At 35.6% G+C, this 26,964-nt stretch carries 24 protein-coding genes; 20 read left to right on the top strand and 4 right to left on the bottom strand.

What is annotated here, in order from left to right; all coding sequences use genetic code 11:
• Positions 1 to 99: 99 nt before the first annotated feature.
• The 7 genes from ACECE_RS0213325 (at position 100) to ACECE_RS0213300 (ending at position 6,141) form a co-directional block, all read left to right on the top strand.
• Positions 100 to 2,439, top strand: a complete 2,340-nt coding sequence (locus tag ACECE_RS0213325; protein ID WP_010247967.1) for an RHS repeat-associated core domain-containing protein — start codon at positions 100 to 102, stop codon at positions 2,437 to 2,439.
• A 9-nt stretch (positions 2,440 to 2,448) separates the two neighbouring features.
• Positions 2,449 to 3,162 (top strand): hypothetical protein, encoded by a 714-nt coding sequence (locus ACECE_RS0213320; protein ID WP_010247963.1) that lies wholly within the window; start codon positions 2,449 to 2,451, stop codon positions 3,160 to 3,162.
• A 429-nt stretch (positions 3,163 to 3,591) separates the two neighbouring features.
• Positions 3,592 to 4,038, top strand: a complete 447-nt coding sequence (locus tag ACECE_RS27520) for an Rpn family recombination-promoting nuclease/putative transposase (protein WP_010247960.1) — start codon at positions 3,592 to 3,594, stop codon at positions 4,036 to 4,038.
• A 192-nt stretch (positions 4,039 to 4,230) separates the two neighbouring features.
• The gene (gene tnpA / locus ACECE_RS31785) at positions 4,231 to 4,425 is read left to right on the top strand and encodes an IS66 family insertion sequence element accessory protein TnpA (RefSeq protein WP_010247956.1); all 195 of its coding nucleotides are present in this window, start codon (positions 4,231 to 4,233) and stop codon (positions 4,423 to 4,425) included.
• Between the two features lie 119 nt (positions 4,426 to 4,544).
• Positions 4,545 to 4,829 carry an IS66 family insertion sequence element accessory protein TnpB gene (tnpB, locus tag ACECE_RS29435; RefSeq protein WP_010247953.1) on the top strand — a complete coding sequence of 95 codons (285 nt, stop codon included), beginning with the start codon at positions 4,545 to 4,547 and terminating at the stop codon, positions 4,827 to 4,829.
• Between the two features lie 49 nt (positions 4,830 to 4,878).
• Positions 4,879 to 5,778 (top strand): Rpn family recombination-promoting nuclease/putative transposase, encoded by a 900-nt coding sequence (locus ACECE_RS0213305; RefSeq protein WP_010247950.1) that lies wholly within the window; start codon positions 4,879 to 4,881, stop codon positions 5,776 to 5,778.
• Between the two features lie 21 nt (positions 5,779 to 5,799).
• Entirely contained in the window at positions 5,800 to 6,141 is a 342-nt protein-coding gene (locus ACECE_RS0213300) for a hypothetical protein (RefSeq protein WP_010247945.1), read from the top strand.
• Positions 6,142 to 6,243: 102 nt separating this feature from the next.
• On the opposite strand, the gene ACECE_RS0213295 is transcribed toward ACECE_RS0213300, so the two are convergent.
• Positions 6,244 to 6,624, bottom strand: a complete 381-nt coding sequence (locus tag ACECE_RS0213295; RefSeq protein ID WP_010247942.1) for a retropepsin-like aspartic protease — start codon at positions 6,622 to 6,624, stop codon at positions 6,244 to 6,246.
• Complete coding sequence (locus tag ACECE_RS0213290) at positions 6,625 to 6,870, bottom strand: hypothetical protein (RefSeq protein ID WP_010247939.1); 246 nt, start codon at positions 6,868 to 6,870, stop codon at positions 6,625 to 6,627. It lies immediately after the preceding gene.
• Between the two features lie 413 nt (positions 6,871 to 7,283).
• On the opposite strand from ACECE_RS0213290, the gene ACECE_RS0213285 reads away from it, so the two are divergent.
• The 3 genes from ACECE_RS0213285 (at position 7,284) to ACECE_RS0213275 (ending at position 10,568) form a co-directional block, all read left to right on the top strand.
• A complete protein-coding gene (locus ACECE_RS0213285) occupies positions 7,284 to 8,177 on the top strand; it encodes an Rpn family recombination-promoting nuclease/putative transposase (RefSeq protein WP_010247936.1) in 894 nt (297 codons plus the stop codon).
• 213 nt (positions 8,178 to 8,390) lie between these two features.
• On the top strand, positions 8,391 to 10,001 hold the full coding sequence (locus ACECE_RS0213280) for an MDR family MFS transporter (protein ID WP_010247932.1): 1,611 nt from the start codon (positions 8,391 to 8,393) through the stop codon (positions 9,999 to 10,001).
• A 108-nt stretch (positions 10,002 to 10,109) separates the two neighbouring features.
• Positions 10,110 to 10,568, top strand: coding sequence for a MarR family winged helix-turn-helix transcriptional regulator (locus tag ACECE_RS0213275; protein ID WP_010247929.1), 459 nt, complete (start codon positions 10,110 to 10,112; stop codon positions 10,566 to 10,568).
• Positions 10,569 to 10,620: 52 nt separating this feature from the next.
• Here ACECE_RS0213275 and ACECE_RS0213270 read toward each other — a convergent pair whose 3' ends face one another.
• On the bottom strand, positions 10,621 to 12,144 hold the full coding sequence (locus tag ACECE_RS0213270) for a methyl-accepting chemotaxis protein (protein WP_010247926.1): 1,524 nt from the start codon (positions 12,142 to 12,144) through the stop codon (positions 10,621 to 10,623).
• A 262-nt stretch (positions 12,145 to 12,406) separates the two neighbouring features.
• On the opposite strand from ACECE_RS0213270, the gene ACECE_RS0213265 reads away from it, so the two are divergent.
• The gene (locus ACECE_RS0213265; RefSeq protein ID WP_010247923.1) at positions 12,407 to 12,892 is read left to right on the top strand and encodes a VanZ family protein; all 486 of its coding nucleotides are present in this window, start codon (positions 12,407 to 12,409) and stop codon (positions 12,890 to 12,892) included.
• Here the strand turns inward: ACECE_RS0213265 and ACECE_RS0213260 are convergent.
• Complete coding sequence (locus ACECE_RS0213260) at positions 12,889 to 14,286, bottom strand: sugar transferase (protein WP_010247920.1); 1,398 nt, start codon at positions 14,284 to 14,286, stop codon at positions 12,889 to 12,891. The genes ACECE_RS0213265 and ACECE_RS0213260 overlap by 4 nt on opposite strands.
• Before the next feature lie 289 nt (positions 14,287 to 14,575).
• On the opposite strand from ACECE_RS0213260, the gene ACECE_RS0213255 reads away from it, so the two are divergent.
• From ACECE_RS0213255 to hemZ, 9 genes are all read left to right on the top strand, one after another.
• Positions 14,576 to 17,776: an SNF2 helicase associated domain-containing protein gene (locus ACECE_RS0213255; protein WP_456049019.1), complete on the top strand. Its 3,201-nt coding sequence runs from the start codon at positions 14,576 to 14,578 to the stop codon at positions 17,774 to 17,776.
• Positions 17,777 to 18,150: 374 nt separating this feature from the next.
• Positions 18,151 to 18,327, top strand: a complete 177-nt coding sequence (gene rpsU, locus ACECE_RS0213250) for a 30S ribosomal protein S21 (RefSeq protein ID WP_010247912.1) — start codon at positions 18,151 to 18,153, stop codon at positions 18,325 to 18,327.
• Positions 18,328 to 18,341: 14 nt separating this feature from the next.
• On the top strand, positions 18,342 to 18,785 hold the full coding sequence (locus ACECE_RS0213245) for a GatB/YqeY domain-containing protein (protein WP_010247909.1): 444 nt from the start codon (positions 18,342 to 18,344) through the stop codon (positions 18,783 to 18,785).
• 145 nt (positions 18,786 to 18,930) lie between these two features.
• Complete coding sequence (gene recJ / locus ACECE_RS0213240; RefSeq protein WP_010247906.1) at positions 18,931 to 21,420, top strand: single-stranded-DNA-specific exonuclease RecJ; 2,490 nt, start codon at positions 18,931 to 18,933, stop codon at positions 21,418 to 21,420.
• A 47-nt stretch (positions 21,421 to 21,467) separates the two neighbouring features.
• Positions 21,468 to 21,983 (top strand): adenine phosphoribosyltransferase, encoded by a 516-nt coding sequence (locus ACECE_RS0213235; RefSeq protein WP_010247903.1) that lies wholly within the window; start codon positions 21,468 to 21,470, stop codon positions 21,981 to 21,983.
• 28 nt (positions 21,984 to 22,011) lie between these two features.
• Entirely contained in the window at positions 22,012 to 24,189 is a 2,178-nt protein-coding gene (locus tag ACECE_RS0213230; protein WP_010247901.1) for a RelA/SpoT family protein, read from the top strand.
• Positions 24,190 to 24,260: 71 nt separating this feature from the next.
• On the top strand, positions 24,261 to 24,710 hold the full coding sequence (gene dtd, locus ACECE_RS0213225; protein WP_010247898.1) for a D-aminoacyl-tRNA deacylase: 450 nt from the start codon (positions 24,261 to 24,263) through the stop codon (positions 24,708 to 24,710).
• Positions 24,711 to 24,761: 51 nt separating this feature from the next.
• Entirely contained in the window at positions 24,762 to 25,382 is a 621-nt protein-coding gene (locus ACECE_RS0213220) for an MBL fold metallo-hydrolase (protein WP_010247895.1), read from the top strand.
• Positions 25,383 to 25,452: 70 nt separating this feature from the next.
• Positions 25,453 to 26,964 carry a coproporphyrinogen dehydrogenase HemZ gene (hemZ, locus tag ACECE_RS0213215; protein ID WP_010247893.1) on the top strand — a complete coding sequence of 504 codons (1,512 nt, stop codon included), beginning with the start codon at positions 25,453 to 25,455 and terminating at the stop codon, positions 26,962 to 26,964.

Here is a 26,964-nt window from a genome sequence, read left to right as displayed (position 1 = left end):
ATACATTGCATGTGGATATTCCGACTTACGTCGTGGAATGTGGAATCGATGGCCTCGCTGGGATTGTCCAAAGTGAATTCTGCTTAGATCTTTTCCAAAATGTCCTGTTTCTTTTCTGTTGTAAGGAAGACAGTAACTTACAAGTATGACAACAATGGCAACCAAATTTCACAGCAAGTAAGCTTTACCAAGGCATATACGCCTGTTAAAGAGGAAACCCTTGGGATTGTTGTTGAAGGTGCAACTACAACAGAAGTAATTGATAGCCATACAGAGGTTACTATCAACAAATTTGATGGTTTTAACAGGCTGACAAAAGTTGAAACCACAAAATCAGGAGTCAAGACAATAACTGAGTTTGTTTACAATGGAGATGATTTGAGAGTAAGAAAAACTGTTAAAAAGTCCTCAAATAATTATACTCCTGTGGTGACAAATTATCTTTACGACAGACAGCATGTTATACTTGAAACTGATGGAAGTGATAATGTAAAATCAAGATATATAAGAGGAATTAACTACATTGCTAGACTTGATGCTTCCGATAAACATTCATACTTTATGTATAACGGACATGGTGATGTGGTACAGACAGTAAGCGAAGCTGGAGTAGTAGAAAACAGCTATGATTACGACATTTGGGGTAATCCAACACTGACTATCCAGCAGTATGATTGTGCCATAAGGTATGCAGGTGAGTTCTATGATTCAGAGACCGCGTTGTATTACCTTAGGGCAAGGTACTATAATCCTTACACAGGAAGGTTTATAAGTGAGGATAGCTACTGGGGTGAGGATACAAATCCACTTAGTTTGAATTTGTATACATATTGTCATAATGATCCTATAATGTTTACTGACCCAAGTGGACATTCTCCATTTAATCCTGGGAAACTTGTTGGCGGAATAGTGGGTCGTTTTGTAGGCGGTGCAGCTGGTAAAAACGTTGAAATGGTAGTAAATAAGGGCCGTGAACTAGGGAAGAAGGAGAAATCTATAAAGGCGGCTAAAGAGATCGTATCAAAAAATCCGATTGAACTAATTTCAGTTAGTGGAGCTATTTCAATAGGTCTTGGAATGGTTTCAATAGGACTTGAAGAAATAAATCAATCAAAACAAGTTTCAGATAACTCTATACCTAAAGTTTCTGAAACCCCTGTAGAAATCAGTAATATTATTGTGAATAAAGGGGAAAAGGGGGCAGTGGTAGAAGAATTACAGAAGATGTTAGAAAGGATTAAGGATAAAAGTGGGAATCCTTACTTTATACTTCCATCTAGCGCTAGGTATGGAACCTTCGGAATTGTTACAGCTGATTCTGTCAATAAGTATATGATTGATAATAACTTGGGCAGTTTAGATGAGGCTGGCGGTGTTGATATTAAAACATGGGAGCATATAAAAAATAATGTTGTTCAACAAGTAGTTGGAGGAAGTTCAGATTTAGATAAAAGCCTTGTTCAAGGAATGGAAGATGAAAATGTAGAGGCTCTCCAGAAAATGCTTGAACAATTGAAAGACGCCAATGGCAAACCATACTTAACAATGCCTGAAAACACTAAATACGGTTATTTTGGTCCTTCAACACTAAAAGCAGTAAATAAGTATAAAATAGATAAAGATATTAAAAATAGTGATTATGATTATGGAGTTGTTACAGATTCAGTCTGGAAGGATATGAGGAAAAGATTATTTAAGCAACTTATGTCTGAACCAGTAAACGGTAAGAACAGCGAAGTTAAGCCTTCTGATAATAACCAACCTAAATCTTCAGAGAGTAAGGGGACGGGTAAACCTGGAGAAATGACTCTTAGTGAACAAGGGCTAAAAACAATAGCTGACTTTGAATTAAGTAAAGCAACAATAAAAGCTTGGGGACTAGGTGCGTATGATGCAAATGGTAATCTAATTGGGGTATATCCTCATTATGTATTTAAAAAATCTGATAATGGCGAGTGGGTTAGCGATGGTGGTATTACAATTGGCTATGGACATTATATAAGTGAAGGTGAGTATAATGATGTTTCTTCAAGTGAACGAGCACTTGTTGATAAATATGCAAAAGGAGCACCAATTTTACCTAAAAAAATACCAAGTAATGGCGTGGCATATAGAGTCCCAGATTCATCACCTGTGCCAATAGCAGAAGTAATGAGGTTATACAAAGAAGATTTATCAGGGTCAGTAAAAGCAGTAAATGTTTTTCTGTCTACTCATGAAATTTCGTTAAAACAACACCAATTTGATATGTTAGTTTCATTTAGTCATAATTATGGAGATGGCTGGTGGAGTAAAACTAATAAAGTGTTGCCCAAATTTATCATCGAGGGAAAAGGTAATTATGATCCTAAGGAGGTTATTAGAATATTTGAGATGCACAGTAATAAAGAGCGGAGAACACAAGAAGCAATTATATTCAATAATGGATATGATAAATAGGAGGTTTTCATGATAAAGAAAAAGGATCTCATTTTAATATTATTAGCCAGTTTGATTTTAACACTATTAGCTGGATGTCAGGTAAATAAACATTTTACTGACAAGAGTAATTCTATAATTGAAAAACAAGCAGAAATTAATAATAGTAAGGGGGGCGAAAATGCAAAAATTATAGCTGAAAACAAAATGACCACTTCTCCTAAAAATAATGATGATGTGTTAAATGGCGGAGATAATAACGAAAAATTAAATTCCAAAAACAAAGATGAATCTAGTCTTGAAATATTTGGAATATGGCATCTGGGGAAAATTGTATTAAAATCGGATGCTTACGATGGTACATCTAAAGATGCTCTTGGTGGTATTGATGAAGAGGAATATGTTGGATTAGAACTGGAATTTACAGACAAATTTCTTCGACTAGGTAAGGATAAATTTTTGAATCCTGAATATACATTGGAGTATATGTCGGTTGCTAAGTATAATGATGGTGGAAAATTTAGATTGCCAGATGTCTATAGTTTTATTCACGATGAGAACGTTAACATTGTGAATAGAGAAAAATATAAATCGTTGTCAGAAGTACCACTTAAATTTTATCAAGCCAGCTTCAAAGAAGATTATTCTATACCAGTAGGTACACAAGTAGTTATGCTAAATAATGATACAATGTTAGTTGGGATTTGGGGGAAGATTATTTTAGCTCGTCGTGTCAAAATGTAAAGTGGCAAGAGATTGTTAGTGGCGGAAGAATTTGGGCATGGGATAGCCAAAAGTATGAATTGGAATAGTATATTAGATTATTACTGCAAAAATCATTCTATGCTGACATAAAACTGCTTCAAACTAGCTAAAATGCAAAAAATCAGCAGCCACAAGGCTTCCAGCTAAATAAACTTACCCGGCAAACCAATAAAATAAAAACCACCCAGAACTTCTATACAAGTACCTTCCATGGTCAAAGGACTTACGTAAGCGGTAAACCAAAGATGAAATAATAAATCGTAAGCTATGGAACACAAAAGCCGTAGTGTAAATCAACACCCAGTCAGGATGGATACAATAATATGTAAGTGCTTCAAAAGATGACGTCTAGCTATATCACGATCATTGCGATAAGCTAATGGTGTCATTTTTTGAAGTATATTCCATTTGTGGGAAGATAGCCATAAGGATTATAAGCTCACAGATGTGCTTGAAATAAGATTTATAGAACTTCCAAAGTTCAGAAAAAAGCAACCGGATATGAGTAAGCCATTAGACAGATGGTTGCTATTTTTAGAGGATTCACCCAAGGAGGTGTTGGAGATGGCTATGAAAGCAGAGCCTGCCATAGAAAAGGCTCAAAAGGTATTAGAATACCTTGGAACAAACGAAGAAATAAGAAGGTATTATGAGTTGAGGGAAAAGGCAATTCATGATGAAATAACTCGTATAACAGGTGCAAAAGAAGAAGGAATACAACAAGGAATACAACAACAAAGACTTGAAGTGGCAAGAAAAATGATTAAAGATGGTTTTGACGATACCATGATTGAAAAGTATACCGGAATTTCCAAAGATGAAATAATGAATTTAAAAAGGGAACAATTTAGTTGAACATTCAAAACCCGTGACGTTTTAACAGTCACGGGTTTGATTTTATTCAATATTTTAAAGATCAATATCGTGGATTTTTACATGAAATGTAAAAAAGCTTTGTAAGTGCTTCAAAACATACAGTAGTGTAATTATCAACTAATTCTGTTATGCTTTCTGATATAAAACTCATGAAGTCAGAAGGCATTTTAAATGGCACAAAGAAAATCCGAGACAATATGGAAGCAGACAATTTCAGATTGCAAAGCCGGTGGCTTATCTGCTAGGAAATGGTGTGAAAAAAGTAATGTAAAATTATCAACGTACAAATATTGGCTCACGAGACTCAATAAGCAAAAGAACTCAGAAACAGATATATGCTGGGCAGAAATGAAGATTCCAGAATAAATGATAAGACATAAGGGTTTTGCTTCTATCACAATACGGTACGACAATTATGTATTGGACATACACGAAAAGACTGATCTTCAGTTGCTAGCAACAGTGTTAAAAGCACTGCGTTCAATATGTTAGGCGGATTTACCCAGGGAGCTGATCATATCTACACAGCCTGTAGTTCCACAGATTTTTGGAAGCAGATTGATGGATTGGTGGCGATTGTGAATCTACAGTTTAAACTCGATCCATTTTCAGACAGCTGTGCTTTCGTCTTCTGCAATAAAAGAAAAACAGCTATTAAAGTTTTGAGATATCTTTATGCCACAAAAAAGGATTTGTTTACCACTTGCACATATGACACCCAGAAGGATGGATACAACAATATTTACACAATTTCTGAAAACAGGTGTTAATTAAGCAGTATTTTTGATAGAATTATACTATAGGGAAGGTGAAAAGCAAATGAGCGAAAAGGGAAGAATACAAGATGATAACTTTATAATGCTTCCAACAATAGATTTTGTGTTTAAATTATTGTTTGGAGATGTAAATCATAAAGAACGCTTAATATCATTGATAAGTGCACTATTGAAAATACCAATAGCAGAATTTGAAGGAATAGAGTTATTGAATTCAGAGTTACAAAAGTTATTTGAAGATGATAAGTTGGGAATACTTGATATAAGAGCAAAAATGAAAGATGGTAAGCAACTGGATATTGAAATACAGGTACTTCCAACAGTATACATGCCGGAGAGATCTCTCTATTATTGGAGTAAAATGTATACAACACAAGCAAAGGAAGGTGATTCCTTTAAGGTTTTAAAGAAGTGTATAACGATAAATATATTAGACTATAAGTTTTTGCCTGTAAAAAAGATGCATACATGTTACCACTTAAAAGAAGATGATACAGGACATCAACTGACAGATGTAATAGAAGTTCACTTTTGTGAATTGGAGAAACTGAGGGACATGACAGATATAAGCGATTTGAATGATCCATCTGTGGATTGGCTTAGATTTATAGGGGCGAAGACGAAAGGAGAGATGGAAATGGCAGCAAACAATAACGAAATGATCAAAGATGCCTATAATTATTTACAGGTAATAAGTAAAGATGAACAAAAGCGTTTAGCATATGAAGCAAGGCAAATGGATCTTATGGATCGCAAAACAAGAGAAGAAGAAGCGGAAGAAAGAGGCCGGAAAGAAGGAATAAAAGAAGGTATAAAAGAGGAGAAATACGAGGTAGCCCGAGAAGCACTAAAGAATGGTGCAGATGTAAGTTTTGTTGCAAAGATAACTAAATTAGATATAGATACTGTTAAGGAAATTCTGAAAGAAATCAGCAATGAATAACAGAAAAAATACTACTTTTTTATGTTTGGTGTTGGAGATGGCTATGAAAGCAGAGCCTGCCATAGAAAAGGCACAAAAGGTATTAGAATACCTCGGAACAAACGAAGAAATAAGAAGGTATTACGAGTTGAGGGAAAAGCAATTCATGATGAAATAACTCGTATAACAGGTGCAAAAGAAGAAGGAATACAACAAGGAATAAAACAAGGAATAAAACAAGGAATAAAACAAGGAATAAAACAACAAAGACTTGAAGTGGCAAGAAAAATGATTAAAGATGGTTTTGACGATACCATGATTGAAAAGTATACCGGAATTTCCAAAGATGAAATAATGAATTTAAAAAGCGATCAATTTAGTTGATATTCTACACCCGTGACGGTTTAACAGTCACGGGTTTGTGTTTTATTCAATATAAAGATCAAAATTACAGATTTTTACCTGAAATGTAAAAAAGCTTTTATATTATTTCTCATAAACTAAAGGAATTTCAACATCAATAACAGCTCTGAGCTTTTCAAGCAAGTCCATCCCTATAAGTCCCGTCAATTCACCTTTTGAGTCAATCTCACCAAAATCCATTTCAAGAGATTTGAATTCAGTATCAGCAATTATAAAATTGTCAACAACCTTTGTAAAAAAGACCAGTTCTCCACCAATTCCATAAGTAGTTGAAATTTCGCCTACATACTCAGGACTGATACCAATATCTTCAACCGCTAACGAATTTATTATGGATTGGGCTGCGCCAGTATCAATAACAACATTTTTAAGAACTTTCTTTTTACCCCCGAAACTAATATTAACATCAGTACAAATAAGTCTGTCAAATTTATAAGTATTCATCTATCTAGCCTTTCTGAATCCAAAAATGTTTTTTATTCTATAATAAATATCAGTATGATAAGTATGATATACCGCCTCATTAGTGTTGCATTTGCCAAGTTCTCGACCTGCTTCCAAATCGCTTGGAATGGTTTTTATAACGTCCATGTCATCAATAATTTTTTTATCATCTTCAATATGTGAGGACAAAACATTAAGTTTTACCCATTGATGAGGGTATATTTCCCTTATTTCCTGCCACTTCATAAAATCACCACCAATTTAGCTTTATAAATTTATTTTATCACATGAGTGTTATTTTTAAAACCTAAAAACACTTTAACCTCCATGAAAATGTTTAACATATATATTAATTCAAGATGAAAATACTTGTTGATCGAAAAGTATGAGTACAATAAGGATTTTTAGTACTCTTTGCAATTACAATTTTAATTCTAGCTAAAACAGGCTTTTTTGGATAATCAATTTTACAAAAGAGCGTAAGCGATGGAACACCATATGTAGTCTAAAAAAGGCAGCTCCATAGGCTAGATATTTGGAGCTGCTTTTTAATAAAATCCTTCTTTTGCAATCTTTCTGATAGTAAACGTTTACTGATGTAAAATTAGTAATATTAATGGTTTTTAAAATATGCTATAATCGAAGTGGGGTGATTTTAATTGTACCGACTAAAAGCAAAAAACGATTTTGTATTTCAGAGGATATTCGGCAGACAAGAAAATAAAGAAATTCTTATAAGTTTTTTGAACGCTGTATTAATGCTAGAAAATGAAAATGCGCTAAGTGATATAGAAATAATAGAAAACACAAGGCTTGAAAAGGATAGACCGGATGACAAATTGGGTATACTTGATATAAAGGCACGGACATTAGAAGGGACACAGATAAATATAGAAATTCAGATTGTCAACCAATACAATATGGATAAAAGAACTTTGTTCTATTGGTCAAAGCTTTATACCGAACAATTGAGTGAAGGCCAGGCATTCAATGAGTTAAAAAAGACAATAACCATAAATATTCTGGATTTTGAATACATTAAAGTAGAGAATTATCATAGTATATTTCATTTGTGGGAAGATAGCCATAAGGATTATAAGCTCACAGATGTGCTTGAAATAAGATTTATAGAACTTCCGAAGTTCAGAAAAAAGCAACCGGATATGAGTAAGCCATTAGATAGATGGTTGCTATTTTTAGAGGATTCACCCAAGGAGGTGTTGGAGATGGCTATGAAAGCAGAGCCTGCCATAGAAAAGGCTCAAAAGGTATTAGAATACCTCGGAACAAACGAAGAAATAAGAAGGTATTACGAGTTGAGGGAAAAGGCAATTCATGATGAAATAACTCGTATAACAGGTGCAAAAGAAGAAGGAATACAAGAAGGAATACAACAAGGAATACAACAAGGAATACAACAAGGAATACAACAACAAAGACTTGAAGTGGCAAGAAAAATGATTAAAGATGGTTTTGACGATACCATAATTGAAAAGTATACTGGTATTTCCAAAGATGAAATAGTAAATTTTAAAAGGGATCAATTTAGTTGATATTCTACACCCGTGACGGTTTTAACAGTCACGGGTTTGATTTTATTCAATATAAAAGATCAATATGGGGATAGAGAAAGGAATAGAAAGCTCACACTTGAAAGTTTATGCGCCAACATATTGACAAATTGTCATTATAGTCGTAAAATCAATTAATTAGGTTGGTAACCTAATTAATTGATTTACAATTGAGAATAGAGAGAGAGGTAATTTATGCAAGAACTAACAAACAAGAAAAAAATGCTGGTCATGATAGCGCTAATGGCCACCATGTTTTTCGCATCCATTAACCAGACCATTATCAGTGCAGCATTGCCCAAAATTATTGCACAACTAGGGGGTATGACGTATTATTCCTGGGTTATTACCATTTATATGCTTACGTCAACCATCTCGACCATTATATTTGGAAAGTTATCCGATATCTATGGGAGGAAGAAGTTTTTACTCTTCGGGATTTCCGTTTTTTTGGTGGGTTCATTTTTAACAGGACTATCTGGGAATATTTTTCAAATGATTATTTTCCGTGGGATTCAAGGTATTGGTGGCGGCATGCTGATGTCCATCACTTTGACTGCAATAGGTGATTTGTATCCTCCGGAAGAAAGAGCGAAATGGACGGGGACCATGATGGCTATATTTGGTCTTTCGAGCATTCTTGGACCAGTGCTCGGCGGCGTTCTGGTTGATTTTGTTGCGTGGAAATGGCTTTTTTGGATGTTTTTACCCGTAGGAGTTATTGCTTTTGTAATGATATGGAGAATGTTTCCTAAGGCAGAGGGGAATAGCAAAGAGTCCATTGACTATTTGGGATCAGTCTTTCTGACAATTACCATTACAGGTCTAATTTTAGGATTCTCATGGGCTGGGTCAAAATACGCATGGGGTTCACCACAAATTATAGGACTTTTTACAGCAACCTTGCTAGGTGTTATAATGTTGATTATTGTTGAAAGTAAGGCTAAGTTCCCGATTATGCCTCTCTCAATCTTTAAAAACAAGGGTGTCACAATTTCCAATGTTGCCAGTTTTGTGATGAGTGGTGGCATGATGGGGGCTATGTCATATATTCCTTTCTACATTCAGGGAGTAAAAGGTATGTCAGCTACGCAATCTGGGTTGTTAAACATTCCTATGTCAATTATGATGATTATCTTCAGTGCATTATCCGGGCGGTGGCTGTCAAAAACAGGTAATTACAGGCTTTTTGCAGCATTAGGCTTAGGTGCGATGAGCGGTAGTATGGTGATTATGGCCAATATGAATAATGTTGTCTGGGCTGCTGTCAGTCTGATTATTTTTGGTGTAGGACTTGGATTTGGTATGACAGTTTTCACGACCGCTGCACAAAATTCTTCGCCACCTTCACAACTAGGTGTTGTTACAGCAACATGCACTCTATTCAGAAACTTGGGTGGGACGATATTTATAGCTGTTTTTGGATCGATTATGAATGCATCTATAGCAAGTAATATGGGAAAAGCTATGGCATCAGGTGCAGGGCCTGACTTCACAAAATTGGATGGTGCAACAGCAGAAAAAATTAAAACGATGGCCACTCCCCAGTTGTTATTGGACAAGAATAAGCTTGAAGCAATACAGGCAAGCCTGCCTAGTCAGGTCCAACAGATATTTGTTGACATGATGGATATGGTTCGTACGGCAATGGGGCAAGCCTTATCATGGGTATTTTATATAGGCGCTTTCCTCTTATTTGTTGGTGTTGTACTTTCATTATTTTTGAAAGTGAAGCCAGGGGGGGTTGCTGAAACTGAACCAGAGAACAAAGATAATGAAGATGACGACATGGAGATGGTAAGCTAAAAAGATACATATACTTGCTTTTGAGGCATTGTTGAATATGCAACGTTAGTGTATAATAGGGTATATATGAAACATTAAATATATACCAACACGAACGAGGTGAACTTATTGCAAAACCAATCCAATAATACTGTTAATAGGTTTGTCGATACATTTGAAAACTTAGTAAGAGCAGAACGTAAAATGCAACCTGCATTAGGTATGAAAAACAGTGAAGTACGTGTTTTGCTTTGCATTGGGTCTCTTTCACATGACAGTCAGCAGGTCATCAATGTTTCACAAATTAGTAATAAGTTGCAGGTTACGTCGCCAACAGTGACTGAATTGATAAAAAGCTTGAGTGGCAAGGGGTATATTGAACGATGTGCGGATGCCAAAGATAAAAGGGTTGTAGATATCAAACTTACGGACAAAGGGGAAAAATTTGTTCAGAAAGTGATGATTTACTATGATGCTTTGTTTTCAGGCCTGATTGAGCGACTCGGCGAAGAGCAAAGCAAAGAATTAATTGAATTGTTAGACCAAGTATGTTTGTATCTGAATGAAACAAAAATTGAAAATGAATAATGACTGAGGGCGAGACGCATGGGTCTCGCCCGACATGTGTGCAATATATAACTTACTTTTGAACTACCTCCAGCAGCTCTTTGGACATTGTCTCAATATCGCCAACAGCTGTGTCAACTTCCTCCATAGAGGCTACCAGCTTTCCGCTCGCCAGGGCAATCTGCTCAATGTCATATAGTGCATTTGTGTTGGTATTCTTAACATCTGCCATTAAATCAACAATTTTTTTGCTAAGTTCTGCTGTTTCTAAAGTATCTCCGTTAACTACAGTGAGCATATTATTAATATCCTTGTTGGCATCAGCTACCTTGGTAAAAGAGTTACGAGCCTCTTCAATGATTGCAAGTCCCATGTCTACAAGCTCAGAACCGTTATCCATGGAGCTGACAGCTTCTTGGGTATCTACTATAATCTTATTTACTGATAGGGAGATATCTTTGGCAGCCTTTTGGGCTTCCTCTGCCAGGTTTCTAATCTCCTGCGCTACTACAGAAAAACCTTTGCCTTGTTCACCGGCTCTGGCTGATTCAATGGCGGCATTGATTGCAAGTAAGTTTGTTTGCTCTGATATTTGAGTGATTACCTCAACAAAATTAGATATTTCACTGGAGCGCTGTTCGAGTTTGGCAATAATTTCCTTGCTCTGTTTGGTTGCTATAGCAATAGCGCTCATTTTCTCTACAGCATTGAACATAACCTGCTCATTGTTTTCCGTTAGTTTTTTAACTTGCTCTGAAAGAGCGCCTATTTGGTTGCTTTCATCTGTTATCTTTTGCAAATTTTCAGACATGTTTGTGACTTCGGATGAGGCATCTTCCATACATTTTATTGAACTTTTTGATCCTTCTGCAAGTTTTGTTGTACGTAAAGCTATATCTTGATTTGATTTAGTCGTGTTTTCAGTCATTAATGAAAGGCTGTTTACAGATTGAGCCAATGTGTTAGATACATCAGTTGATTTTGTTGTAACTGCAATCATCTTTTCGAGCATTTCTTCCTGCTCTTTTGCTCCCATCATGTTGCCAAGCATCTTGCGTGTCCTTTTTGACAGTATTATAAATATGACGGACATCATTGATAATTCAAGTGCTTTGGGTAATATGCCGAATATTACTAGGCCATTTATAGTATCAAAGTTACGATCATTAACACCAGTAGTTGTAAAGGATAGCGCTTGGGCAGCTGAAATAAAGACAACAGATAATATGGATGTATACCAACTTAGCTTTCTTGAAAAGAATAGGCTTGATACTGCCAGCGGAAAAGCAAATAATACGACAACATGATACTTTAAAATTACTGTTATTATGCTTACCATAAGTACAACTGATGTCACTGTCACATATTTAACCCATGAACCTTGTTGTTTTAGTACTACAACAATTAAAATTGGTATAGAAAGTAAAATTCCAGATGCAATTGAGGCGATTGTCATATCCAACATAGGTACTACGAAGATACCTGCAAGATTTAGAATATAAGCAGCTAAAATAAACACATTTGAGCATAGTGTAACGATTGAAGAAAACTTATTAGCTTCCATTTCGTTTTGCATCAGAATTGAGTTTTTTTCCATTAGCATTTTCTCCTCTATTAAGTTAAATTTGCTATTAGGTTACATTATAATTATTCGACAAATTTTGAAAACTTCCTTCTATGGCAGGGATAAAATGTTCATACATTTCTGGCAGAGATAGTTTATTTGAGTAGAATGATAAATGTATGGAATAATAAAGTAAAATTATATATAATAGTTGTGCTAAACGTATTAATTATACGTATAAACTTTCATACACACAACAGGAAGAACATATTAAACGCACGAAAGGACTTGCTAAATGAGAAAGAAAGTTAATTTGGCTCTACTGGCCTCAAGTATACTAGTTGTTATAATGGTAGTAATAATATTTGCATTTTCAACTCAGAAAGGACAAAACTCTGTTAGCATATCAGAACGCATTGTTGATTTTTTGGTTAGTAAAGTGGGCTTACGGAACTTTATTGAGAATAATGAATGGCTTTATAAAAATCGTAATTACATATTTAGAAAGATTCTGCATTTTACAGAGTATGCAATTTTGGCGACATTAACGTTTAGGTCGCTAAAACTAAGGAAAATAGGACTTAAAAAGGTTTCAATGTTCACATTATTCTTTGTATTTGTTGTTGCAGCAGCAGATGAGTTTTATCAGAGTCATATACCCGGACGTAACCCACAAGTAAAAGATGTTTTAATTGACACATCAGGAGCACTTACTGCAGTTTTGACTATTTTATTTAATACAAGATTATTTGGAAAACTTAAAAAAGATGGAGCTTATTAATAAGCTCCATCTTTTTTAAATATGTTAAGAACAGTTTTAAGAATAATCTTTACGTCAAGCCATATGGACCATTCGTCTATATATTTTGTATCAAGCTTTACAACTTCATCAAAATCTGTAATGCTGCTGCGGCCGCTTACTTGCCAAAGTCCTGTTAAACCAGGCTTTATACTTATTCTGCGTCTGTGGTAAGCTTCATATTTGCTGACTTCATCCAATGTTGGAGGTCTTGTACCAACAAGGCTCATATCGCCTTTGAGCACGTTTATAAACTGAGGGAACTCATCAAGGCTTGTCTTTCTTAAAAACCTTCCTACTTTTGTTATTCGAGGGTCGTTCTTAATTTTAAACATAAGCCCTCCGCCTACTTCGTTCATTTTTGAGAGCTCAGTTTTTTTATTATCAGCATCTGTGCACATTGAACGGAATTTGTAAAGCTTGAATACTCTTCCGTTAAGGCCAACTCTATTTTGAGCAAATATAACAGGTCCAGGTGAATCAAGTTTTATCGCAACACCAACAAATATGGAGATTATACCTGTTAAAAAGAGTCCTACCAGTGCACCGCAAATATCTATAAAACGTTTAAAACACAGCTGGGTGCGGTTTAGTGATACTGTATGGAATGTTAGCATAGGCAAAGTTCCGATACAGGTAAGGTGGGTTTTGGAGATTTTTAAGTCATAAAGGTTAAGTACCATTCGAACGGTAATACCCATTTCTTCACACAGAAGTACATATTGTTCAACTTCTCCTGTATAATTCTTAGGAAGCGCAAAAACAACCTCATCGACAATATTTTTCTTAATAATCTCCTCAAGGTTGTCTATATGACCTAATACATAGGGTGATTTGGAATCTTTTGAGTCAACACGGACATAACCGAGTATATTCATATTTATATTGGTTTTTTGTATATAGTTTGTGAATTGGCGGGCGACATTAGGTGAACCTGCAATAATAACTCTCAGAGCTGTATTTGTATGTCGAGAGCTTCTTTTTATATAAAATATATAAAGTAGTCTTTCAGAAAGCAGTAAAGTTAATGTGCAGATTACATAAATTACAAACAAGAATCTGCTAAACATTGTCTCTTTTACAAAGAATATCATGGAGGAAAGAAACAAACTTGAGATAAATGTTGAAAACAGAGAATTACGAATTATTCTGTCGAAATAGCAAAAGGTGGTTGTATTATACATTCCCAAAGTTTCCATACTAAACATCCATACTGGTATAAATACGATCAATATCCAGAGATATTCCTTTATATTACAAAGATTGGTAAACTGTGAAGTTATGTAATATGAAATGAAATATGATAGAAATAAAAAAATTATGTCCAATTGAAGCTGAATGACATTTGTATAAGCTTGTTTATTTAGTTTATGCATACTTCTCCGCCCTCACTAATAATTAAATATACAAAAAAGTTATATCTATAAGGAATATTTTAGCACTAAATCGTAGAAAAATAAAGACTTGAAACTTTATTTTGAAAATTTATTAGTTAAAATTTGCTTACTAACGTTGCTATATGAGTAAGTTGAAAATAAATGGTCTATATGCTAACATTAGTATCGTTAAGAATTTCATTATGATTGAAAGGAAAAGGACATGCAAACATTTTCTGATAAGTTGATACAAAGAATAATTAGTGATATTGGTGTTTATAGCCGAGGAATGAAATTAGTTAATAATGTCAGAAAATTTCAATATATAGAGGATGAAAGGCGCATTAATGCAATTGTACAGGGAACTTATGATTATAATGTAGAAATAGAACTAAATGAAAACGGTTCGGTGGGAAGTTATAGATGTGATTGCGAGGCGTTTAGGTCTTATTTTGGTGCGTGCAAACATATTGTAGCTGTTATGAAGTATGCTAATTATTACTGTGAGGATGAAAGAGAGCAAAAGAGCATTTCGGGTAATAGACAACTTTTAAACAGCAAGAGTGCTTTAAATAGTGACTTTTTACCTATTGCAGAATTAGGATTGGATTTTAGGAGGAAAAGGCAAAAAGCCAATCTATGGATTGAACAAAATATTGTTTTAGAGACAAATTTTCCATACTTGCAGCTTGAATTGAAAGTTGGGTTGGAGAAGCCCTATAAAGTTAAGAATTTTACTGAGTTTTTTGATGCAATTGATAAAAGAATACCTCTGTATTTTGGTATAAATTTTACTTTTCAGCCGGATACAATGTATTTTTCAGGATTAAATAAAGAAATATTGGATTTTTTAATAAAATTAAACGAAAAGGAACAATTTGAAAGAAATTTTCACGACCCATATGGTTTTGCCAGCGATAGGAATTTAGGCAGTATAAGAGCAAACAGAATAGTTCTTATTGAAGACAATATGAAGAGGTATTTTGATATTGTAAAAGGCAGCGGAATACCTACTGGTATAATCGGACAGCCCAATGCCATGTGTGAGGTAATTGATGATTTAGAAATCCAAATGGATATAAAGCAAGTAGATGATTTGCTTGTTCTAGAAGCTGATTACAACAAAGATGAGAAGATTATGCCGTTGACACGGGATTATGAATTGGTTATGAATCCTTTTTCACACAGGATTTATAGAATTCCGGAGGATAAGGCCAAACTTATTGAAAAAATCCATAAAATTCGCCTGCGTAAGGATAAACCTATATTTCAGATTCAAAAAAAAGAGCAGGAGCAGTTTATTCGTGAATTCTTCAAACCTTATAAAGATAAATTGAAGGTGTCTATTGATGCAGATCTGGAAGAAAAAATGACTCAAAAAGATTTGGTTACACGGATTTATTTTGATGTCATAAGCAATGGTGTTTGTGCAAAGATTAATCATTGTTATGGTGAAACGGTTGTGAATCCGCTGGACAGTAAAGCAGAGTCTACGGATGATTACTATATGAGAAATTATGAACAGGAAGAACAGGTTTGGGATTTTCTTAAGTCTGTAGGGATGTATGAAAACAAGGGGTTAATGATTCTAGACGATGATGAGAAGCTTGTAGATCTGCTAAATGGAAGAATTGAGGAGTTAAAAACTCTCGCAGAGGTTTATTATTCTGAAGAGTTTAAGAAAATTCAAATCAGGTCGGTCAAAAAGATGCAGATGGGAGTGAGGCTTAACACAGAATCAAACCTTTTGGAATTTGATTTCAATATAGAAGATTTTGATGACACAGAGCTTCATAACCTTTTTCATTCTATAAAGCAAAAGAAAAAATATTACCGCTTGAAAAATGGCACGATTTTAAAAATAGATAATGAAGAACTTATAAATGTTTCAAAGCTTATTTACGACTTAAGCCTTGATACCAGAAAAATCAAGGATGGTTTATTGGACCTGCCTGCGAACAGGGCATTATTTGTTGATAATTTCATTAATGAAAGAAATATGAGTGATTTTCAGCGAAACGACAGGTTTAAGGAGCTTGTACAAGATATAACCCAGTCTAAGGATCAGGATTTTAAACTTGATGATACTCTATCTGAAGTTTTGAGAGATTATCAAAAGTTTGGATACAAATGGCTTAAAACTCTTTCGCGTTATGGTTTTGGCGGAATACTTGCAGATGATATGGGGCTTGGGAAAACTCTTCAGGTTTTGGCATTTATTAAGGAAGAACGAAAAACAGACAAAAGGCCGTGTCTTGTTGTGGCGCCTACATCTTTGGTGTATAACTGGAAGTCCGAAGTTGAAAAGTTTGTTCCTGATTTAAATGTAGAAGTTGTTTATGGATCAAAAGCTGAAAGGGATATTCTGTTAAACACCGGTAAAGAAAAAGATATTATAGTTACTTCCTATGGCTCCTTGAAGAGGGATATAGAGCGTTACCGGGAGATGGATTTTTCCTATATATTCGTAGATGAGGCACAGCATATTAAAAATCCCAATACACTTAATGCAAATAGTGTGAAAAGCCTCAAGGCAAAGGGATATTTTGCAATGACTGGTACGCCTATTGAGAATTCATTGACAGAGCTCTGGTCGATATTTGATTTTATTATGCCAGGTTATCTGATGAGCCACAATAGCTTTGTCACAAAGTTCGAGAAGCCGATTGTTCAAAATAATGATAAGGAGATTTTAAATACACTTTCGAGATTTATAAGGCCATTTATATTGAGAAGACTTAAGAGTGAAGTTTTGCAAGAGCTTCCTGAGAAAATCGAGAGCAAAGTTGTTGCGGATATGACGAAAGAACAGAAAAAATTGTATGCAGCTTTTCTAAAGCAGGCACAGGGCGAGGTGGCTGCTGAAATCAGAGAAAAAGGAATTGAAAGAAGCAAAATCAAAATACTTGCTCTTCTGACCAGATTAAGGCAGATATGCTGTCATCCAGCTATGTTTGTTGAAAATTATAAGGGCGGAAGCGGAAAATTGGATACACTGCTCGAAATAATTGGGGATTCAATTGATTCCGGACATAGATTGCTATTGTTTTCACAGTTTACCAGTATGCATGATATTATTGGAAAAGCCCTTAAAGAATCCGGGAAGAGTTATTTTTATATCGATGGCTCAACTAAAGCAAAAGAACGTATAGATATGGTAAATAGGTTTAATAACGGTGAAAACGATTTATTTTTGATTTCCTTAAAAGCTGGAGGTACTGGTTTGAATCTTACAGGTGCTGATATGGTTATTCACTATGATCCGTGGTGGAACCCGGCTGTTGAAGATCAGGCTACGGACCGCGCATACAGAATTGGTCAGACGAAGGCAGTTCAGGTATTTAAGATTATTACAAAGGGTACTATTGAAGAAAAGATATATGAGCTTCAAGAGAAAAAGAGAGGCCTTATAAATAATGTAATTCAGCCAGGTGAAAACCTTTTGACAAAACTCAGAGAGGAAGAAATTCGAGAATTGTTTCAACTTTGATGAAAGGATCACATTGGTAAAAAAATATTGATGAGATTATTAATAAATCATTGCTCAATAAATATTTTTTTGGTATAATGTATTTCATTATCGTTAGGTTCAAACTATTTAATGGTTTATGTGGATGCAGACGGTGGTATGAGGATTATTTGTAATTAATTGCAATAATCGAAGTGTTAATTATTATTTTCTGGTATAAAAGAATTAAAATGGCGAATTTGCCGTGATTGCTTAGTAAATAATTGTTGACACGGGTTTGATTAGTATTATATAATATGTTGTGTGCTATATTTAGATTAGTTCCCAATAAAATCCACAGTAATCGATGTAGTTTAGTCTTAGCACAATTGTTACCATCGGAGGGAGGGAAATACGTGTCTGAAGTTAGAGTTAAGGAAAATGAGTCTCTTGATAGTGCTCTTAAGAGGTTTAAGAGGCAATGCGCTAAGGCAGGCGTATTGGCAGAAGTAAGAAAAAGGGAGCATTACGAGAAGCCAAGTGTTAAAAGAAAAAAGAAATCTGAAGCTGCAAGGAAAAGGAAGTTCAAATAATGGAGGATAATAATATGTCCCTTAAAGAGAGATTGCTTGAAGATATGAAGGCAGCCATGAGGGATAAGGACTCAATCCGAAAGAATGCGATCCAAATGGCTAGGGCGGCGGTGCTTCAGGTTGAAAAGGATAATAGAGTTACCCTTGATGACGATGGTATAATTGAAATTATAGCAAAAGAAGTTAAGAAAAGAAGAGATTCAATGCCTGACTTTGAAAAGTCCGGCAGGCAAGATCTTGTTGATGGGTTAAAAGTTGAAATTGACGTACTTTTGCAGTATTTGCCACAACAGCTCACTGAGGTAGAACTAGAAGCTATTGTAAAAGATGCTATTCAGGATACCGGAGCAAGTTCAGCCAAAGATATTGGTAGGATTATGCAGTCAGTTTTGCCTAAAGTAAAAGGGCGAGCTGATGGAAAGATCATAAATCAAATCGTAAAGAAGTATTTAGGATAAAGCTCGATGTAAATCGAGCTTTTTTAATTACCCTTATTTCTCAAGAAGTGAAAGATGCATAAGCTCAGAAGCTTTTATTTGAACTATTTATATAAATACTTTATAATAAGTCCATTACTATAATTTCCGAAATGCAGGTGATTAGGTGGATCAAAACAAACTATGGGTTATAAATAAAATTCCTGAAGAAAAAATTCTAAAAATATCAAAGCAGTGTGGGATATCTGCTCTTCTTGCCAAAGTTTTTTTGAGCAGGGGAATTGAAGATGAAGATTATATAAAGGAATTCTTGAATCCATCAATGAATGACCTGTTCGATCCTTTTTTGCTCAGGGATATGGAAAAGGCAGTTGAAAGAATAATAAATGCCGTGGAAAAAAAAGAAAAAATAATTATTTTTGGAGATTATGACGTTGATGGTATAACCAGTACGTCTATTTTGTTTGATTTTTTAAAAAAAGTAGGAGCTAATGTTGGATATTATATTCCCGATAGGAAGGAAGAAGGATACGGACTTTCGATAATCGCGGTGGATAAGGTTATTGATGACGGAGCTTCATTGATAATAACCGTTGACTGCGGCATAACTGCCTTTGAAGAGGTAAGACATATAATCGAAAGTCATGTGGATATCATAATTACTGACCATCACGAGTGCAAGGAAGAGTTACCTGAAGCTTATGCTTTAATTAATCCATGCAGGCATGATTGTTCATATCCATTTAAAGAATTGGCTGGAGTTGGGGTTGTATTCAAGCTCGTTAAGGCTCTGTGCATAAAAATGGGGCTTACGGACGAATCGGTCAATTACCTTGACCTTGTAGCACTTGGAACTGTTGCAGACGTAGTCCCGCTGATAGAAGAGAATAGAGTTATAGTCAAATACGGTTTGCAAAAGATTGAAAACACTTTAAATACAGGTCTTAAAGCTCTTATTGATGTATCTGGAAGTAAGGACAAGCAGATTACATCCTATGTCATAGGTTTTGTACTTGCACCAAGAATTAATGCAGCAGGCCGAATAGGGGATGCCTCTAGGGCAGTAAGACTTTTAACTACGGATAATGAAGATGAGGCGGCTCAGATTGCAAAGGAATTGAGCGAGCAAAACACTTACCGTCAGGAGACAGAGCATAATATATTATGTGAAGTTATGGCCGGGATAGAGCAGTACGTGGACCTTGATAAGGAAAAGGTTATTGTTGTTTGGGGAAAAGGGTGGCACCATGGAATTATTGGTATTGTAGCTTCAAAAATAACAGAAAGCTATAATCGTCCATGTATTCTGATAACAGTTGAGGATGGAATGGGAAAAGGGTCGGGCAGAAGTATAGAGGAATTTAACCTTTTTAAAGCACTTATGGATTCTTCAAGTCTTCTTGAAAAGTTTGGAGGCCACGAACTTGCAGCAGGACTAACAATAAAAGAAGATAATATTCAGGAATTTAAAACTAAGATAAATGCTTATGCCAATTCGATACTGAATGATTCTGACCTGGTTCCTAAAGTTAAGATAGATATTGAAGTTTCAAAGGAAGATATTTCAGAAGAAAGTGTCAGACAACTTGATTTAATGTCTCCATTTGGGGCAGGTAATCCGAGCCCTGTTTTTGCATATCGAAATCTGGTTATTAAGGATATAAGAGCTGTTGGCAATAATAAACATATCAAGATTACATTTAGAGATAAAGAGACTGATTTTGACGCAATCGGGTTTAGCAGGGGTTATCTTGCTGAAGTTTACAGTGAGTCAGATATTCTTGATGCGGCGTGTTCGTTGGAGATTAACTCGTGGAACAACAGGGAAAGTGTTCAGTTAAATATAAAGGACTTAAAAGTTTGTGAAGATACACTTCTTCAAAACGAATATTTTTACAGTTTAGATAATGCTATTGATTTTAAGAATGGTTATGACGATAATAAAATTAATTCATTTTTGGATAGGCTTACAGTAGTGGGCCTTTTGGAAGAGTTTGGACAAGTTGGTTCACAAGTTTTTCCTAAGAACCGGAAGCTTGCAATTCTTCTAAACTCCGTAAATAGCTTGAAAACCCTTACGAGTAAGCTAAAAAGCATAAATATGAGATTTAAGGTATTCTATAATGAAATAGATATCTTTGATGATAATGAGGTGTGTTTAGTTGTAAATGCGCAGCCGGGGAAGTTTAATGAGTCGCGCTTTGACAAAGTGATGATTTATGGGGAGTGGATTTGCAGAAATTATTTACATTTTATTGTAAGTGGCATTGACGTAGATAGAATATTTATTTTGGACAAAATATGTTTTGAATTTACTCAAGACGATATAATTGTTGAAAGACGCGACATGGTTGCTGTATATCAATATATCAGGTCTAACTTTAAAAGCGATTTTATAATTGAAGATTTGTTCCGGTTTGCAAATGCTGTTTCTAAGAGTTATCGGATTAATATGAATTATTTTAAAGTAAAAAGGATTATTGAAACATTTGAAGAATTAAATCTATTAAAAAAATCGGAACACGGTAAATACGGTATGACTGTATCAATGCTGGATACCGGAGGCAAAAAGGCGGATCTTGAAAGCTCCGACATGTTCCAAAGCTTTAAAGCGTTTAAAGAACGTATTTCAATGCAAAGGAAAATAATTAGTTAATGCGTGGGACATCTGTCCTGCAAAAAACATAAACAGGAGGAGAGATTATGGATTTAAAGTCAAAATTGAGAGAGGTTGCTGATTTCCCAAAGGAAGGGATTAACTTTATTGATATAACTACCGTACTTCAGGACGGTGAGGCGTTGAAAGACTGTATAGACCAGATGATACAAAAGATACAGGGTTTCGGGGACTTTGATGTTGTCGTTGGACCTGAATCAAGAGGATTTATATTCGGGACGCCTATAGCTTATGCTATGGGAAAAGGTTTTGCTCCCATAAGAAAGAAGGGGAAATTGCCTTACAAGACTATAGGTGTAGAGTATCAACTTGAGTATGGAACTGATAAGCTCGAAATGCACATTGATGCAGTAAAAAAGGGTGATAAAGTAGTTATAGTAGATGATCTGCTTGCAACAGGAGGTACTACCGAATCAAATATCAAGCTTGTTGAACAGCTTGGAGGAGAAGTAGTAGGGATTGCTTATTTTATAGAGCTTTCATTCTTAAATGGCAGAGATAAATTGAAGGGATATAAAGTTCAGTCTATTGTGGAGTATTAATGCAGCATAGAGCTTGGGGGAATTACTAATGAGTGATGGTTACAGCCGTCTGGTAAAAAAAATAAGCAAGTATAATCCTAATTGTGACTTTACATTGCTTGAGAAGGCTTATTTAATCTCAAGGGAAGCTCATGATGGGCAGCAAAGAGTTTCAGGAGAGCCATTTATTATGCACCCTATGGAGGTTGCAAATATACTGGCTGAATTGGAACTTGACTGCACTGCTATAGTTGCTGGCATTTTGCATGATACAATAGAGGATACCACTTACACATATGAACAGCTTAAGGATAAGTTTGGGGAAGAAGTGGCATTACTTGTAGACGGTGTAACCAAATTAGGTAAGATCCCTTACACAACAAAAGAGGAGCAGCAGGCTGAAAACTTGAGAAAAATGTTCCTTGCAATGTCAAAAGACATCAGGGTAATACTTATAAAGCTTGCCGACAGGCTTCATAACATGCGGACTTTGAAGTATATGGCTCCGGAAAAGCAGATTGAAAAAGCAAAGGAGACTTTGGAGATATATGCTCCTCTTGCACACAGGCTTGGTATATCCAAGATCAAATGGGAGCTTGAAGACCTGTGCTTACGGTACTTAGATCCCAAAGGTTATTACGATCTGGTAGATAAGATCGCAAAGAAGAGAAGGGAAAGAGAAGCCTATATCGAGCAAATTGTTTTAACTCTCAAGGAAAGAATAGCAGAGCTAGGTATTGAAGTGCGTCTGGATGGCAGACCCAAACACTTTTACAGTATATATAGGAAAATGGAGCAGCAGACAAAGACACTCGATCAAATATATGATCTCTTTGCTTTTAGAATTATTGTAAGTTCTGTTAAAGATTGCTATGCCGTTTTAGGACTTGTTCACGAGATATACAAGCCTATGCCCGGCAGGTTTAAGGATTATATTGCCATGCCGAAGCCTAATATGTATCAGTCACTGCATACAACAGTTATAGGCCCGGAAGGAGTTCCTTTTGAAATTCAGATCAGAACGTGGGACATGCACAGGGTAGCTGAAGTAGGGATTGCTGCGCATTGGAAGTATAAGGAAGGTAGTAAGGGTGATAGTGATGACAATAAACTGGCATGGCTGAGGCAGCTTCTGGATTGGCAGAAGGAAATGCGTGATCCCAACGAGTTTATGGAAACTCTGAAGGTTGATTTGTTTACCGATGAGGTTTTTGTTTTCACTCCAAAGGGTGATGTTTTTAGTCTTGCAGCAAGCTCAACTCCAATAGATTTTGCCTACTCCATACACAGTGCGATAGGTAACAAGATGGTTGGAGCAAAGGTAAATGGGAAGATAGTTCCTATAGAGTATGAACTTAAAAACGGTGATATAGTTGAAATTCTCACTTCTTCAAATGTCCATGGACCCAGTCGTGACTGGTTAAAGATAGTTAAGACTTCTCAGGCGAGAAATAAGATAAATCAATGGTTTAAGAAAGAAAAAAGGGAAGAGAATATCATAAGGGGTAAGGAAATGATAGAAAAGGAGCTTAAAAAGCAAGGCCTTACCTATAGCCAATTGTTCAAACCCGAGTGGGTCGAAATATTACTGAGAAAATACACATTTAATACAATGGATGATCTTAATGCCGCAATAGGTTACGGGGCAATGACTGCCAATAAGATTATATCCAGACTTAAGGAAGAGTACAGAAAGACTCTCAAGGTAGAAGACCTGGCCTTGCAGACAGCAGAAACAGTTTCACAAAAGCCAAATCAGAATAGAAAGAGTATTCCTGAAAATGGAGTGGTCGTGAAGGGGATAGAAAATTGTCTTGTTAGGATATCAAGGTGCTGCAATCCTGTGCCAGGTGATGACATAACCGGTTATATAACCCGGGGCAGAGGCGTTTCTGTTCACAGATCCGATTGCGCTAATGTTACAAACAATATTGATGGCGATACAAGGCTCATAGATGTTGATTGGTATATGGCAAACAATAATGTATCCTATAACGCGGAGGTAACTGTCCTGGCAAACGACAGAACAGCCTTGCTTATGGAGATAACAAACGTGATTGGGGAATCCAAAATTCCGTTAAAAGCTATAAATGCCAGGACCACGAAGGATCAGATTGCTGTGATGAATCTTACCATGGAGATAACAAACACCGAGCAGCTTGAGAAGATTATAAAGAAGCTCAAAAAGGTGGATGGCGTATTTGAGGTTACAAGAAGCAAGCAATAAAGGAATGAGTGAAATTGTACCGGAATTTATATTTTTAATATTTCCAAATAAAGTATGAGGGGTATTTTTAGATGCGGGCAGTAGTTCAAAGGGTTGCCTATTCAAAGGTGACTGTTGATGGTGACGTGACAGGTGAAATACAAAAGGGGTTAAACGTGTTGTTAGGCATAGGCCAGGAGGATAGTGAGAAGGATATTGAATATCTGGCTGAAAAGATAATAAACTTAAGAGTTTTTGAGGATAGCAGCGGAAAGATGAACTTATCCCTTTTGGATGTAAACGGAGAGCTTCTGATTGTATCGCAGTTTACACTATATGGTGACTGCAGGAAGGGTAAGAGGCCAAGCTATGATAAAGCTGCAAGACCGGAGATTGCTGATGGGATATATAATAAATTTGTAGATTACTGCAAACAATACGGTATAAAGGTTCAGACAGGGAAATTCCAGGCAATGATGATGGTTGAAATACAAAATGACGGCCCTGTTACATTATTAATTGATAGTAAAAAAGAGTTTTAGAGTGCATTAAAATCATTTGTCATAAATAGGACTAGCTTAGGAGGGCTAAGCATGGAGATGAAATGTTTCAGCAGAGGGATTTTTGGTTCCAACAGTTATATTGTTTGGGAGGGAACCGAAGGAGTTATTATAGATGCTGGAGTATCAGATGAAGAAGTAATGAAGTTTGTTGTGGATAATAACATTAAGATTAACTATATTATTCTCACTCATGGACATATAGACCATATATATTATGCTGACAGTCTTCGTGAGCAGACTGGTGCAAAGTTGATAGTACATAAAAATGATAATAAGGCATTAATTGATCCTAATTTAAACGGAAGTTTAATGTTTGGGCGTGATATGGCATTCAATGAAGCTGATAAAACGGTGGAGGATGGAGAAATAATTAATGTCGGAGATCTTAAGATTGAAGTTATACATACCCCAGGACACAGTTCTGGAAGTATGTGCTTAAAGATTGATGGCAAATTATTTAGCGGGGATACATTATTCTACCTTGCTTATGGCAGGACTGATCTGAGTGGCGGGAGCCAAAAAGAATTGGATAACTCATTTAGAAACAAGTTATTAAAACTTGAAGACAATATAGAAGTTTATCCAGGGCATGGCAATTCAACTACTATTGGCTTTGAAAAGAAAAACAATCCATATATAAAATCTCTATAGTGTCTCATAGATTGTATAGTTTTTAGGTTTGCAGGATGAATTCAGATTATTACAGGATGGAGTTTGGAAAGTGATTTATTTAAAGCTTGACGGTTATGACTTTCAATATCAAATTGAGGATGTATTGAAGCTGTTTTTCAAAGATGAAAAAGTGACTTTAGAAAACGGTAACAATTTTGATGAAGAAGGAATTGTTATTCAATGCTCGGTAAGACGGTTTAAATGTCCAGAGGATGAACATAAGCTTTCTTTTGAATTGATGACGTGCCTTAAAGTTGATGGTAAGTTGTTATATCAGTTTACAAGTGATATAACGGCACTAATGATAGAGATTAATGAAAATGGCAGCTATGAAGCAGGAAAGGTTCTCAAAAGAGAGGTAAAACGACAGGTATATAAAGCTTTATCAGGATATACCGGTCGGGAAATGCCCTGGGGTATTTTGACGGGCATAAGGCCTGCAAAAATAGTGCATGAAATGCTTGATAGGAAGCTAAAAAAAGAACAGATTATGGATGAACTTGTTAATTACTACTTCGTATCAAGGAATAAAGCGGCTCTTCTATATGAAGTTGCGCTATCGGAAAAGATTATTTTAGACAGCGCAAATGCAGACATGGTAAGTATATATATTGGTATTCCATTCTGTCCCACACGATGTCTTTATTGTTCGTTTACATCAAACCCTGTAAAGAAGTATGAGAAAATGGTTGGAAGCTATATAAAAGCGCTTAGAAAAGAAATTAAAAGTGTCGGAAAGATTTTGGCTGACAAAGGTTTAAAAATTCAGAGCATATATATTGGAGGCGGTACACCTACGGCAATTGATGCACAGCATTTAGGTGAGCTTCTTAAAGAAATAGAAGACACTTTTTGTATGGATGATGTTAAGGAATACACTTTAGAGGCTGGCAGACCTGATTCAATTACGGAAGAGAAGCTTGCAACAATCGCAAGAAGCAGGGTAAACAGGATAAGTATTAATCCTCAGACCATGAAGGATGAGACGCTTGTCAGGATTGGAAGAAGCCATACTTCAGGAGACATTATTGAAGCATTCAATCTTGCAAGGGAGCTGGGATTTGATAATATTAATATGGATGTTATTGCGGGACTGCCAGGGGAAGATATTAATGACTTTATGTATACTCTAGATGAAATTAAAAAGCTTGCCCCCGAGAGTATTACCGTACATACAATGAGCGTTAAGAGAGCCTCGAGGCTTAACGATGAAAAGAACAGCTACGACCTTACCGATGAGGATGAAGTCACAAAGATGGTGGATTCCGCCTACGAATTTATAAAGGATATAGGCCTTAAACCTTATTATTTATACAGACAGAAAAACATACTGGGGAATCTTGAAAATATAGGATATTCCAAGCCGGGAGCCGAAAGTATTTACAATATACAGATAATGGAGGAACGGCAAACAATAATAGCTCTGGGAGCTGGGGCAACTACAAAATTGGTTTACCCGAAAGAGGATAGAATTGAAAGGGTTTTTAACGTCAAGAGTGTTGAAGAGTATATTTCAAGGATTGACGAGATGATTGGAAGAAAAGAAAATATGAGGTTTTAA

It is taken from the genome of Acetivibrio cellulolyticus CD2 (assembly GCF_000179595.2).
In the GTDB taxonomy this organism is placed as follows: domain Bacteria; phylum Bacillota; class Clostridia; order Acetivibrionales; family Acetivibrionaceae; genus Acetivibrio; species Acetivibrio cellulolyticus.
This window is presented reverse-complemented; position numbering and strand designations above follow the sequence as displayed.